This window comes from Jeotgalibaca dankookensis (genome assembly GCF_002005405.1).
GTDB classification, from domain to species: domain Bacteria; phylum Bacillota; class Bacilli; order Lactobacillales; family Aerococcaceae; genus Jeotgalibaca; species Jeotgalibaca dankookensis.
Window position 1 is genome coordinate 1,986,308 of sequence record NZ_CP019728.1, and the last position, 13,274, is coordinate 1,999,581.

At 38.8% G+C, this 13,274-nt stretch carries 13 protein-coding genes; 7 read left to right on the plus strand and 6 right to left on the minus strand.

The features are described 5' to 3' along the window. Positions 1 to 37: 37 nt before the first annotated feature. From BW727_RS09860 to BW727_RS09885, 6 genes are all read right to left on the minus strand, one after another. Positions 38 to 1,351, minus strand: coding sequence for an amidohydrolase (locus BW727_RS09860; RefSeq protein WP_062469634.1), 1,314 nt, complete (start codon positions 1,349 to 1,351; stop codon positions 38 to 40). Further along, entirely contained in the window at positions 1,348 to 3,027 is a 1,680-nt protein-coding gene (locus tag BW727_RS09865) for an adenine deaminase C-terminal domain-containing protein (protein ID WP_062469632.1), read from the minus strand. Before BW727_RS09865 ends, BW727_RS09860 begins: the two co-directional genes overlap by 4 nt. Positions 3,028 to 3,104: 77 nt before the next feature. After that, positions 3,105 to 4,169 carry an ABC transporter substrate-binding protein gene (locus BW727_RS09870; protein ID WP_062469629.1) on the minus strand — a complete coding sequence of 355 codons (1,065 nt, stop codon included), beginning with the start codon at positions 4,167 to 4,169 and terminating at the stop codon, positions 3,105 to 3,107. Positions 4,170 to 4,185: 16 nt separating this feature from the next. After that, positions 4,186 to 5,223, minus strand: a complete 1,038-nt coding sequence (locus BW727_RS09875) for an ABC transporter ATP-binding protein (protein ID WP_062469626.1) — start codon at positions 5,221 to 5,223, stop codon at positions 4,186 to 4,188. Between the two features lie 19 nt (positions 5,224 to 5,242). Next, positions 5,243 to 6,022, minus strand: a complete 780-nt coding sequence (locus tag BW727_RS09880) for an ABC transporter permease (RefSeq protein WP_062469622.1) — start codon at positions 6,020 to 6,022, stop codon at positions 5,243 to 5,245. Next, on the minus strand, positions 6,015 to 6,854 hold the full coding sequence (locus BW727_RS09885; RefSeq protein WP_062469618.1) for an ABC transporter permease: 840 nt from the start codon (positions 6,852 to 6,854) through the stop codon (positions 6,015 to 6,017). Before BW727_RS09885 ends, BW727_RS09880 begins: the two co-directional genes overlap by 8 nt. Before the next feature lie 255 nt (positions 6,855 to 7,109). On the opposite strand from BW727_RS09885, the gene rsmG reads away from it, so the two are divergent. The 7 genes from rsmG (at position 7,110) to BW727_RS09920 (ending at position 13,208) form a co-directional block, all read left to right on the plus strand. Continuing rightward, positions 7,110 to 7,826, plus strand: coding sequence for a 16S rRNA (guanine(527)-N(7))-methyltransferase RsmG (gene rsmG, locus BW727_RS09890; RefSeq protein ID WP_062469615.1), 717 nt, complete (start codon positions 7,110 to 7,112; stop codon positions 7,824 to 7,826). Positions 7,827 to 8,014: 188 nt separating this feature from the next. Then, positions 8,015 to 8,779, plus strand: a complete 765-nt coding sequence (locus tag BW727_RS09895; RefSeq protein ID WP_062469613.1) for a ParA family protein — start codon at positions 8,015 to 8,017, stop codon at positions 8,777 to 8,779. Further along, complete coding sequence (locus tag BW727_RS09900) at positions 8,769 to 9,659, plus strand: ParB/RepB/Spo0J family partition protein (protein ID WP_062469610.1); 891 nt, start codon at positions 8,769 to 8,771, stop codon at positions 9,657 to 9,659. Before BW727_RS09895 ends, BW727_RS09900 begins: the two co-directional genes overlap by 11 nt. A gap of 11 nt (positions 9,660 to 9,670) precedes the next feature. Beyond that, positions 9,671 to 9,877 (plus strand): DUF951 domain-containing protein, encoded by a 207-nt coding sequence (locus BW727_RS09905; protein WP_062469607.1) that lies wholly within the window; start codon positions 9,671 to 9,673, stop codon positions 9,875 to 9,877. Positions 9,878 to 9,903: 26 nt separating this feature from the next. Further along, positions 9,904 to 11,001: a redox-regulated ATPase YchF gene (ychF, locus tag BW727_RS09910; RefSeq protein ID WP_062469604.1), complete on the plus strand. Its 1,098-nt coding sequence runs from the start codon at positions 9,904 to 9,906 to the stop codon at positions 10,999 to 11,001. 34 nt (positions 11,002 to 11,035) lie between these two features. Beyond that, entirely contained in the window at positions 11,036 to 11,725 is a 690-nt protein-coding gene (locus BW727_RS09915; RefSeq protein WP_062469603.1) for a DUF1129 domain-containing protein, read from the plus strand. Between the two features lie 112 nt (positions 11,726 to 11,837). Continuing rightward, positions 11,838 to 13,208, plus strand: a complete 1,371-nt coding sequence (locus BW727_RS09920) for an MATE family efflux transporter (protein WP_062469599.1) — start codon at positions 11,838 to 11,840, stop codon at positions 13,206 to 13,208. Positions 13,209 to 13,274 lie beyond the last annotated feature (66 nt).

Here is a 13,274-nt window from a genome sequence, read left to right on the forward strand (position 1 = left end):
TGGAAATAAAAGGCTTGTAATAAGTAAAGAGAGCTTTTTACTCTTTTCGAGCTGCTACTTCCTTTCTAAAATCAATCATTTCAGTATCTAGACTTGCACGAAGCTCTCCTAAGTTAGCTTGCGTAAGGGTTTTATTCGCAACTACTTGCTCGCCATTAATAAAGACATCTTGAACATTGCCCACATGAGCGGAGTAGACAAGTACTGCATAGGGATCAAAAATCGGAAACATATTAACTGACTCGGTTTCAATTAAAATAAGGTCAGCTTTCTTTCCAAATTCAATCGAACCAATTTGATCGGACATTCCAAGCGCTTCAGCACCTCCCATTGTTGCTAAACGAACGATGTCACGAGCCGGAAAAGCAGCGCGATTTTTCAAGTGTGTCTTATGGAAATTTGCAAGCATTCGCATCTGCGTGAATAAATCTAGAGTGTTACCACTACTTGGGCCATCTGTTCCTAAACCGACTCGAATACCAGCATCTAACATAGCTTGTATAGGAGCAATCCCTTTTGCAGATTTGGTATTAGCACCGATACAGTGAGCCACTGCTACGTCCTTTTTTTTGAGAATTTGTATATCTGTTGGAGTAGCAAAGATACAGTGTGCTGCTAAAACACGAGAATTTAAAATACCAAGATCAGCTAGGTAAGCAATAGGTGTTTTTCCATATTCATTCTGATATTTATCCATTTCAAATGTCATTTCACTAAGATGAATGGAAAGGGGGATATTGTACCTTGAAGACAGTGCTGCTACTTGACTGAGTGACTCCTCAGTATTAGTGTAAGGCGCGTGTGGTGCAATAGCAGGGGTAATGAGTGAGTGATTTAAGTACTTGGGAATAAAACCTTCCACAATTTTTAAACCACCATAAGGATAGTCCGTGTCCGGACTTGTTTCTAAAACTGTTTCAGCCAGAATCGCCCGTGACCCCATTTCATCAGTCGCTTGCGCCAGTGCCTCTTCGAAATAATACATGTCACAAAAAGTTGTAATACCAGCTAATTGCATTTCAGCAATCGCATATTTACCGCTCTGGTAGGCTAACTGCTCCGTCATACATGCGTTTTCTAAGGGAAATAAAAAGCGCGTTAACCGATCTGGTGTATCATCGCCAAGAGAGCGAAAAGGAATCATACCGATATGTGTATGCACATTGATCATACCAGGTAAAGCGATAGCGCCCTTGCCGTCAATAATATGGTCGTAGTGATCCGCTCCTAAATCAGTCATGGCCCCAATATCTATAAAGGTATCATCCTTTATAACCAGATAACCCAATTCATAACAAGTAAAAGACGCATCCATCGTAAGAATTCTAACGTTTTTAATGAGTGTTTTCATATTATTCTCTCCACTAAAGGGATATGCGCATGTGTATGAACGTCCATCATCCCAAAGTCAGTTATTTTTATTTTCGGAGAAACAGGTAGTGACAAAGTCGAAAAAGACATGATTTCATTCGTGTTTTTATAACCCAAGTCTTGCATAGCTTCGCGAACACGTAAAAGCTGTTCTCCTACTTGATTAGCTGGTAAATCACTTAAAATGCCACCAATTGGTAGTGGGCAGGAAGCTTTAATAATCTGGTCTTGACTAACAAGGTATCCACCCTGTGTCGCCAATAGAGCGTTCTGCGCTATGACCATATCGGCTGCGGAAGTTCCCATAACCATCAAATTATGATGATCGTGTGCCCAAGTTGTTGCAATAGCACCTTTTTTACTCAGAGCATTCTCAACGAGACCATAGCCAATTTGGCCATTTTTACCATAACGCTCCATAACCATAATAAGTGCTAGTCCACTATTTTCCCAATCTAAATAGCCATTTTTCATTTTAATGATACGTTGTATGTGCTTAGTAAAAGTTCCAACCTCTTCAACCTTGATAACGTTACAGATGGCATCACCATTTATTTCGAACTTTAAATCTTCAAGAGTCAATGGCTGACAAGTAACCGAATGATAAAATCGCGGAGGAAAAGTGAAGGATGGAGGATTAGGGCTGACTAAGCAGCCATTTTTATAGACAGAGTGGATGACTACTTCTTCTAAGTCATCCAGTAAGATAAAATCAGCCTGATACCCAGGCATAATCGCACCACGGTCCTGAAAACCAATCCGACGTGCAGGTGTGTAGGTAGCAGTGTAAATGGCTTCTTCAACTGGAAGACCAGCTGATATGGCTGCATTAACGTTAGCGTTCAAATGGCCAAGTAGAAAATCATCAGCCATTATATCATCGGTAATAATGGCCATATGCTCATAGAGTTTATATTTATTAATAACGGACATGTTTTCGGGTGTAATAGATTTTTTCTGAAATTCTAGAAAAATCCCTTGGCTAATCTTTTCTAAAATAGATTCAGGTGACTGATGCGTATGATCAGCTGTCAGCCCTACAAATAAAAATTTAGCTAAATCTTCTCCCGAAACACGCGGAATGTGCCCTTCAAGTGGAAGCATCGGTTTTTGTTTTTGGGTTTCAAGAAGAATCTTCCGAATAAGGGATTCAGGCTCAGATGTAATTCCTTTAAAATTCATTGCTTCTCCTAACGCTACAACACGTGGATGATTTAACAATTGCTTTACTTCTTCAAGACCGATAATTCCACCCGTTGTTTCCTGATTGGGAGTCGTAGAGGGAACGGATGAGGGAATCGCATAGTAGATGTCCAATTCAGTTTCTTGCTCCATAAAAGCTAAGATACCTTCCATTCCAAATACATTAGCAATCTCGTGAGAATCAGCGACTATTGTAGTAACGCCATGAGAAAGAGCAAGAGGTGAGAAGCTGGCAGGAGGAAGCATCGAGCTTTCAATATGCATATGAATATCAATAAATCCTGGAATCAGATGTTTTCCATTAGCATCCAGAACTTTTTTAGGATTTAAGTAGGTTAAATCTTCTGATGAAATATAATAAAATTTACCTTCTTTAATGGTAATGTTTTTTTCTTCAAAAACTTTTAGAAAGCTGTTGAAAACACGCGCGTTGGTAATAAGTAAATCAACCATTCTATCTGCTCCTTTAACTTTGATAATTCTTCTTATAAAAAAGAGGGCAGGAAAATAACCTGCCACTCTCAAAATGCTTATTGATTTAATGTTTCATTCCAAGTATTAATCCAAGACTCTAAGTTTTCATTTACAAATGTAAAGTCAATTGCTTTAGCACGTTGGGCAATATCCCCATAAGTTTTGTTAGCAGCTGTTTCATCATCCAAAACGACTTGAGAATTTGTGGGTGCTTCGTTTAAAGAAACTGCAGTTGTTTCTTGAAGTTCTTGGCTTAACTTCCAATCGATAAAGGCATAAGCGGCTTCTTTGTTATCTGAAGACGCAACAACGTTTAAGGTATTAAAATTGGCATAAGTACCAGATTCAGGGACTAGGAAAGTAACATCTGGGTTTGCCTCTGAAATAATTGGGTAAGCAAAATCTCCAACGACCGCGGCAACAATTTCACCCGATTGGAAAAGATTAGCTAAATCAGATGATTTTGAATAAGTTTTGATGATGTTGGGTTTCAGTTCTGCTAAGGCTTCAAATCCAGCTGCGCCATTGTCAGTTTTAATATCTACATCTTTATAATCACTTGCTAAATGAAGCATAGCCGGTCCAAAAGTTGTAGTGATATCTGGAATTGAAATTTTACCTTCTAGAGCAGGATCCCATAAGTCAGACCATTCATCAATAACCATACCAGCTGCATCTTCATTATATATAATGCCAAGACTATTCATAGTATAAGGAGCGCCTGAAGTTCCAACAGCCTCTTTAGCGCTATCAACAAGTAGGGCTAAGTTTGGAACTTTCTCTTCATCCAATTCTTCAAATAGTCCTTCTGAGACGCCACTGGCTGCGTTTGCCTGTGATAATTCAATAACATCGATTGTTGAGTTGGGGTTATTTTGAAGTTTCGTAAAGCGTTCGCTCGAATTACCTACTTCATAAGTAATTCCAGTACCGGTTTCAGCAGTAAAGGGTTTAAAGATGTCGTTGTTAATAATATCTTCACTGATAGCAAAGGTAGAGATAACAAGTTCGCTATCACCTGTTGCTGTTGAAGATTCAGTAGTTTCTGAACCCGTATTCCCACATGCTGCTAGTAAAAATGTTGTTGCCAAAGATAGACTGATTGCTTTCCAATTTTTCATTAATATTCTCCTTTTTCTATACCAGAATTATTTTGGTTGGATCTAAATATAACTGCACCTGTTCACCGCTATGGTAAAGGGTTAAACTCTCATCGTTGACAATTAGGTTACCAACGGCTGTAGCCATCTCGTATTGGTAACTTTTTCCTAAAAATGTTCGCACAAGAATCTCGCCACTTAAAATATTATCTGAAGCCGGAAAGTTTTTCTTAATTGAAATGTTATCCGGTCGGATTGTTCCTTTAAGTTTTTCGCCAGCATCAAGACGGTTTGTCTGAAAACGAGTTCCGTTAGAGGCTACATAAAGGTTATCTTTTTCATGTTTTAATCCGATGAAGTTTTCGAAACCAATAAAGCGGGCAACAAATTCAGTTTTGGGATTGTTGTAGATTTCCTCAGGTGTATCAAATTGCTCAATCACGCCTTTATTCATAACTGCAACCTTATCTGAAATAGAGAAGCATTCCTCTTGGTCATGGGTTACAAAAATAGTAGTAATACCTAAGGAACGTTGAATGCGTTTGATTTCCATGCGCATCGTAATCCTTAGTTTTGCATCCAAGTTACTGAGAGGTTCATCTAACAACAAGAGTTTTGGTTCAATAATTAAAGCGCGCGCTAAAGCAACCCGTTGACGTTGGCCACCTGAGAGTTGTTTGGGATAACGATCAGCAAAGTCTTCCAAACCAGTCACTTCTAGCATGTCCCTTACTTTTTTCTCTATAGTTACTTTGTTTTCTTTGCGCAGTTTTAAGCCAAATCCTACATTTTCTTTTATTGTTAAGTGTGGGAAGAGGGCATAGGATTGAAAAACCATTCCAAAGTTTCGTTTATGGACGGGGACTTGTGTCAGGTCATTCTCATCGACAACAAAGCGACCTTCATTGGCTTGGATTAAGCCAGCTATTACGCGCAAAGTAGTCGTCTTTCCACATCCAGAGGGGCCTAAGAGCGAAACCAACTCTCCTTTTTCAATAGAGAGGCGTAAATTTTTTAATACATCCGTTTTTCCATCGTAACTGACGCGGATATCTTTTAAGTTAACAAAAGCCATTTGATGGCATCCTCCTTATTTAAGAAATTGAAGCTAAACCGAGCGTTTTCTCAATCAAAATCATCAAAATGATTGTTCCAATCATTAACATCACCGATAGTGCCGAAACAATAGGGTCATAATTATATTCAATATAACTCATTAAATTTGTCGGTAGGGTAGTCACTCCGGGACCAGATAAAAATTGGGAAACAGGAATGTTATTAAAGGAGTTTATAAACGCTAACATAAAGGAAGCGAAAATACCGGATGAAATATTAGGCAAAACAACTTTGAAAAAAGCAGCTATTCGCGTGCTACCCAGTGTCCAAGCGGCTTCTTCAATTGAGAAGTCTAACTGTTCCATACTAGAGCCGACGACACGAATAATATAGGGTAAGCTTATTAGGAAATGCCCGAGTAATAACCCTTGAAAAATAGGAAATTGTAAACGGATGACAATAAATTGGAATAAGGAGAAACCTACTACGACACCTGGAATAATGGTTGGTGACAGAAAGAAGTTTTTTAAAAAATTACGGCCCGGGAAATTGTAACGAGACAAGCCGTATGCAGCCGGTATCCCAATGGTAAGTGCCGAGCTAGTTGCGAGCAGTGAAATTCGCAAACTCAACCAGAAACTTTCGATAAATCCGCTAATTTGAAAGACGTTTGCATACCAATTAAAAGTGAAACCTTCAATTGGAAATTGAATAGTTGGATTAGATCCAAATGAGGTTACCACTATGATAAAGAGTGGAAAAAACAGAAATAGAAAAATGATAAAAGCAAATAATGTTAGCCCTTTTTGTTTACGCATCAAGTTGTCCTCCTCTTCTATCAATACGTGCTGCTACAAGGTTAAATCCTTTCATAACGATAAGGGTTGTTAAAATCATAATAAAAGCAATAACCCCAGCGTTCTTCCAGTTTCCAAGTGCCATAGCATTTTGATAGAGGAAGGTAGACATCATCATATTTTGGTTACCTCCCAGTAGTTGAGGGGTGGTATAGGCTGTTAGAGTTCCTGTAAAAACAAGGATGCTACCGATAATAACTCCTGGTGTACTTAAAGGCCAAACAACTTGAATAAAGGCACGTAATGGACTTGCTCCTAATGTTTCAGCTGCTTCCATTATTTCTGTATCAATATTTTCTAGCACACCGACTAAAGTTGTAATCATAAGTGGTAAAAAAAGATAGAGCGATCCGATAATGATGGCAAATTCTGTATAGAGAAGCTGAATAGGTTCTTGAATCAAGTTAAGTGCGAGTAAACTACGATTAATAATGCCATTCGCTCCTAAAATATTAATCCAAGCAAAACTCCGAACAATTGAGTTTGTTAAAAGAGGAAAGAGAACTAATCCCATTAAAAGACTCCGCCATTTCCGGTCACTTTGTGCAATAAAATAGGCAGTTGGTAAACCTAAAATAACACTAAATAAAGTAACAATCAGCGAGACTTTTACTGTGCGCCAGAGAATCGAACGGTTATAAGTATTTGCTAAAAAACTGGTATAAGCATCAAATGACAGCCCGCCGTCATAAAGCGTTGGCCAAATAATTGATAGGAGTGGTAAGACTAAAAAGACAATCAATAGAATCAGGCCTGGAGCAATAATGAAGTAAGGGGTAGCTTTAGGTGACACGAACAAAATTCCTCCTCTTTTTGTTTAAAATAACTTTATGTGGTGATTATACGTTGTTCTTATAAAATTTTCAATATAAAAACGAATAAATATGGAATTTTTATAATAAATGTTCGTATTTTACGAAAAACGACTGTTTTAAGGGAGGTATATTTTTTTAGAATGGATGATGTATAATAAGAACGGATACGAAGAAAGAATGAAATGAGAAAAACTTAAACTCAAATAATAATATAATTAGAAATGGAGATACATATGAATCCTGAAGAATTTAGAAAAGCGTTAGCGAATGAAGGGTTGCATTTAACGGACATCCAAATGCAACAATTTAACCGCTACTATGAACTCCTGGTTGAATGGAATCAAAAAATAAACTTAACAGCGATTACCGAACGTCATGATGTTTATTTGAAACATTTTTATGACTCAATTACCTTAGGGTTGCAGACGCAATTATTAGAAGGTGAGCCTACTCTATGCGATGTAGGTGCAGGAGCGGGTTTTCCGAGTATTCCGCTAAAAATTGCCTATCCTCAAATAAAAGTAACTATTGTTGATTCCTTGAATAAACGTATTCAATTTTTAGAACGATTGTTTGAAGAGTTAGAGTTGGAAGGGGTGCAGTGTTATCATGATCGCGCGGAAACCTTCGGACAAAACTCTCTACAACGCGAAACTTACGATTTAGTTACGGCACGTGCTGTCGCTCGAATGTCTGTTTTGAGCGAATTATGTATACCGCTTGTTAAGCAAGGGGGGTACTTTGTAGCGATGAAGGCGGCGAGCTCTGAAGAAGAGCTTCAAGATGCTAAAGTAGCAATTGCTACTTTAGGTGCAAAAATAGAAAAAGATGTTTCCTTTGAACTACCAAACAATGAAGGAGAACGGCATCTTATTTTAATTCACAAAACAAAAAAAACACCAAAAAAATATCCACGTAAACCAGGAACGCCTAATAAAAGCCCACTATAATGAAGAAGGGTATTCTTTTTCTGTCTTATTTGGTACAATAGATGAGAAAATGGCGTTTTTTCTGTAGATAAAGGACCGTATATATGAGCGATAAATGATACAGTCATTTTGAAAAATGCAAAAGGGGGAAATGTTCGTTCTGTTTTCCTCTTTTTTGTATCATTTTAAGAAGAACTGGAGGAGAGCAAATGACACGGATCATCGCAGTTGCAAACCAAAAAGGTGGTGTCGGTAAAACCACAACAACAGTCAATGTGGCCGCAGCCTTGGCATACCTAGGTAAAAAAGTACTCTTGATTGATAGCGATGCACAAGGAAATGCAACGAGCGGATTAGGCATCTCTAAAGCTGACGTTGATAAAGACATCTATGATGTACTAGTCAATCAGATTCCGATTGAACAGACCATCCAGACGTCCTCAAGAGAGAACCTATGGGTTGTTCCAGCAACTATTCAACTCGCAGGAGCAGAAATAGAGCTAACTAACCAACCGCATCGAGAAGCACGACTAAAGCATGCTCTAGATAAAATTGAAACCGATTTTGACTTTATTTTTATTGATTGCCCCCCCTCACTTGGTCACTTGACTATAAATGCGTTTACAGCAAGTGATGCAGTTTTGATACCGGTGCAATGTGAGTATTATGCTTTGGAAGGTTTAAGTCAGCTCCTGAATACCTTTCGGTTAGTCCAGAAGCATTTTAACCAAGATCTTAAAATTGAAGGGGTCTTATTGACCATGTTAGATGCGCGAACCAACCTTGGTTTTGAAGTTGTTGAAGAGGTAAAAAAGTATTTTAAAGAAAAAGTTTACGATACAATCATCCCCCGTAATGTTCGCTTGTCAGAAGCACCAAGTTACGGCCAGTCTATTATTGACTATGACCTTCGTTCGAAAGGTGCTCAAGTCTACTTAGATCTTGCAAAGGAAGTGTTGACAGATGGCAAGTAAAAATAGCAAAGGGTTGGGCCGAGGCATCGATGCATTGTTTACAAACTATGAAGCAATGGAAGAAGATAGCAAAAAGAATGAGCAGGTTGAAGAAATTGAGTTAGACGCTATTCGACCGAATCCCTATCAACCGCGGAAACATTTTGAAGAGCGGGCTTTAAAAGAATTGGCCGACTCAATTAAACAAAATGGTGTTTTCCAACCAATTATTTTACGTAAATCATCTGTTAAAGGCTATGAAATTATTGCAGGTGAAAGGCGTGTCCGTGCCTCTCGCTTAGCAGGCAAAAAAACCATACCTGCTATTATACGCGAATTTGATGAGCAAGCGATGATAGAAATAGCGATCCTTGAAAATCTCCAACGGGAAGATTTATCGCCTATGGAAGAAGCAGAAGCCTATCAAATGTTAATGGATGAGTTAAATTTCACACAGTTACAAGTATCTGAGCGCCTTGGTAAAAGCCGTTCTTATGTTGCTAACTATTTGAGGCTCTTGTCACTACCTGAAGATGTCAAAGCGTTGGTACGAGAAGGAAAGTTAACGATGGGTCAAGCACGGACGTTATTAGGATTAAAAAATATGCGTCAAGTGAGTGAATTAGCAGCGCGTGTGGTCACTGAAGGCATAACGGTTCGTCAGCTAGAGGGTATCGTCCAAGAGCTAACGAAACAACCTGAACCAAAGCACCATTCAAAAATAATAAAAGCAAACAAACCTTCCTATATAATTGACAGTGAAGTACGCTTGATGAGTAAGTTTGGCACGGCTGTTCAAATTGTGCCAAAAGGACAACGTGGTAAAATAGAAATTGAATATTTATCGGATGAAGATTTGAATCGCATCTTAGAGATCATAAATATAGAATCTGAAAACTAGGAGGGCTGTCATTGGTGAATCAAAAGGAATACGATTTACATGATGTTGTCGAAATGAAAAAACCCCATCCTTGCCAAAGTAATTCTTGGGAGATCATTCGGATGGGGATGGATATTCGCATTAAATGTCAAAAATGCGGGCAAATGGTTTTGATGCCACGTCGTGAGTTTGAGAAAAAAATGAAAAAAGTATTGGTGAAGGCAGAGACCTCAAAATAAACACCAACTAGAAAGAGTGGGAATACATGTCATTAACAGCAGGAATTGTGGGATTACCAAATGTGGGTAAATCAACACTATTTAACGCAATCACAAAAGCAGGAGTTGAAGCAGCGAATTACCCTTTTGCAACAATTGATCCCAATGTCGGGGTTGTCGAGGTGCCAGATGTTCGCTTACAAAAACTAACTGAATTAGTAAAACCTAAAAAAACAGTTCCAACAACCTTTGAATTTACAGATATTGCGGGAATTGTAAAAGGAGCAAGCCAAGGTGAAGGGCTAGGGAATAAATTTCTAGCAAACATCCGTCAGGTAGACGCCATTTGTCACGTTGTGCGTTGCTTTGAAGATGAAAATATTACCCATGTTAGTGGAAAGGTAAAACCTTTAGATGATATTGAAGTTATCAACTTAGAGCTTATCTTAGCAGACTTAGAATCCGTTGATAAACGCTACACGCGAGTTAGCAAAATTGCTCGTACGAAAGATAAAGATGCCCTAGAAGAACTAGCTGTTTTAGAGCGTATAAAAGAAACCCTAGAAGATGGGAAGTCAGCGCGAAGTCTTGAGTTTACACCAGAAGAAGAGCCAATTGTGAAAAATTTATTTCTTTTGACAATCAAGCCCGTCCTATATGTCGCCAACGTGGCGGAAGACGAAGTTGGAGACGCCGAAAACGAGATGGTTCAGCAAGTTCGAGAATTTGCAGCTTCAGAAGGTTCAGAAGTAGTGACCGTTAGTGCCCGAATTGAAGAAGAAGTAGCGGAATTAGATGAGGAAGAAAAAACAGAGTTTCTAAACGAACTAGGAATCGAAGAATCTGGATTAGATCAGCTAATTCAAAAAGCCTATAGCTTACTTGGTCTCGGGACTTATTTTACAGCGGGTGAACAAGAAGTGCGTGCGTGGACTTTCCGCTTAGGTATGAAAGCGCCGCAAGCAGCGGGCATTATCCATACAGACTTCGAGAAAGGGTTTATTCGAGCAGAGACCGTTTCATACGATGAACTATTAAAAGCCGGAAGCATGGTAGCTGCTAAAGAAGCAGGTAGAGTACGCCTTGAAGGAAAAGATTACATTGTTCAAGACGGAGATGTCATGTTATTCCGCTTTAATGTATAATAGTTAAGGTAGGAAATACTAGGGGGACTAAAGCGTGGCAGAAAATGTAGAAAAAACACTTGAAGAAACAAAAGAAGAGAATAAAGCATTATGGGGACAATTGACCAAACGTAATGAGCAATATATGATTAGTCTTGATCGTACATTGACAAATGCAGGCTATGATGAAGACAATAAACATACTTTATATAACCAAATGATGACTAAACTTGTTTCAAGTCAAAAAACCGGTATAACAGCGCGCCGCTTGTACGGAACTGTTACAGAATGTGCAGAAAACATCTTGCAAGAGCACGAAGAAGCAATTCTTTCTGAACGTTCGCCTAACTGGATGATCGCACTTGATGGCGGATTGTTATTAGGATCTATCTTTTCCTTGATATCAGGTGTGACACTGTTCACTTCAGGCAGCAGTCAACCGGGTATGGGGATTATCAGTTTGATTTTAAACTTTATTGCGGGTGGTTTAGCGATGTTAGTAATCTCTAAATATCAACCAGATCAAACGGCTCCAAAAGGGAAAAAAGGATTTGGAAAATATATAGCTGCTACAACAGGAGCTATGCTATTGTGGATGGTAGCAATGACAGTAACCATGGTCATTGTACCGGAATCAATTAACGTCAGTATGCCACCGGCTGTCTATTTAGCTATAGGTGCACTCGGATTGACATTAAAATTCTATTTTAAGAAAAAACTCCATATTACGGGTGGCTTGTTCTAAACAAGAAAAAACGAAGAGGGGACAATCGTTTACAAACGACTGCCCTTTTTTTCTTCCTCTATAAGATGGTTGTAAAAGTTATACTGAATATTTTTCCGGAAAGGGGTGTCGCATGAATAAAGGTGAATCTTCAAGAATGGGGACTGAGAAAGTTCCTCGGTTAATGTTACAATTAGCAGCTCCCAGTGTGCTGGCACAACTGATAAATATTCTATATAACATTGTTGATAGGATGTACATTGGCCATATCCCTAATGTAGGCGCTATGGCGCTAACGGGATTAGGAATAAGTGCACCGCTCGTTTTAATTATTGCAGCGTTTAGCTTATTCGTAGGTGGGGGTGGCGCTCCATTAGCAGCGATAGCTCTAGGGAGAAATGATAAAGCAGAAGCTGAAAAAATTTTAAGCAATGGAGCAACCCTATTGACCTTAATGGCAATCATTCTGACAGTCGTTTTTTTGATTATAAAAGAGCCTTTGTTGTATTTGTTTGGAGCAAGTGAAATAACCTTCCCATATGCCAATGAATATAGTTCGATTTATATTATGGGAACATTATTCGTCCAATATGCTTTAGGCCTAAACCTTTTCATCACAAGTCAAGGCAAGACCAGACGCGCTATGCTCGCTGTGTTAATTGGTGCGCTGTCAAATATTGTATTGGATCCTATTTTTATCTTCGGTTTTGGAATGGGTGTATCTGGTGCGGCTATTGCGACGGTCATTTCTCAAGCTTTAAGTGCTCTTTACGTGGTTCGCTTCTTAACGTCAGATCGTTCGACCATTCGAATCCGGAAGAAGTATCTTAAGCCTGATTGGGCTTTAATCAAGCGGATTATTTCATTAGGTGTTTCACCTTTTGTTATGCAAGCAACAGAGAGTGCAATCGTTGTGGTATTTAATAATGGGTTATTGAAGTTTGGTGGCGATCTTTATGTAGGGTCTATGGCTATTATGCAGAGTGTGATGCAATTATTGACGGTTCCGGTCAGTGGATTTACACAAGGGGTACAGCCCATTATTAGTTACAATTTCGGTGCGGAGAAATACGACCGGGTTAGAGAAACCGTGCGTTATGCGCTAATTATCACAGTCGCAACGACAGCGAGTTATTTTTTACTCGTTTTACTTGGTCCGGGAATTTTTGCAAAAGTATTTACTTCGGATAAAGAACTATTAAACTTAGTGAGTGGTTTACTGCCGATTTACATGGGTGGCATGTGGTTATTCGGAGTACAAATGAGTGCTCAAATGTATTTTGTAGGTACAGGTCAGGCAAAAAAATCCCTTTTTATTGCCTTGCTTCGTAAAGTAATCATCCTGATTCCCTTAGCTCTTTTCCTCCCGCGCTTTTTTGGTGTTATGGGTATTTATTATGCAGAACCGATTGCAGATATGACATCGGCAACAACTGCAGGATTTTTGCTGTATTTCACAATTAAAAATTTACCTAAGGATATTAGTAATAAACCAATAAGTTAAAAGGCGTTACATTTTTATGTGAATCTGTTATTCTTAACCAAAATAAATAGAGTGATTGAGGTGTAT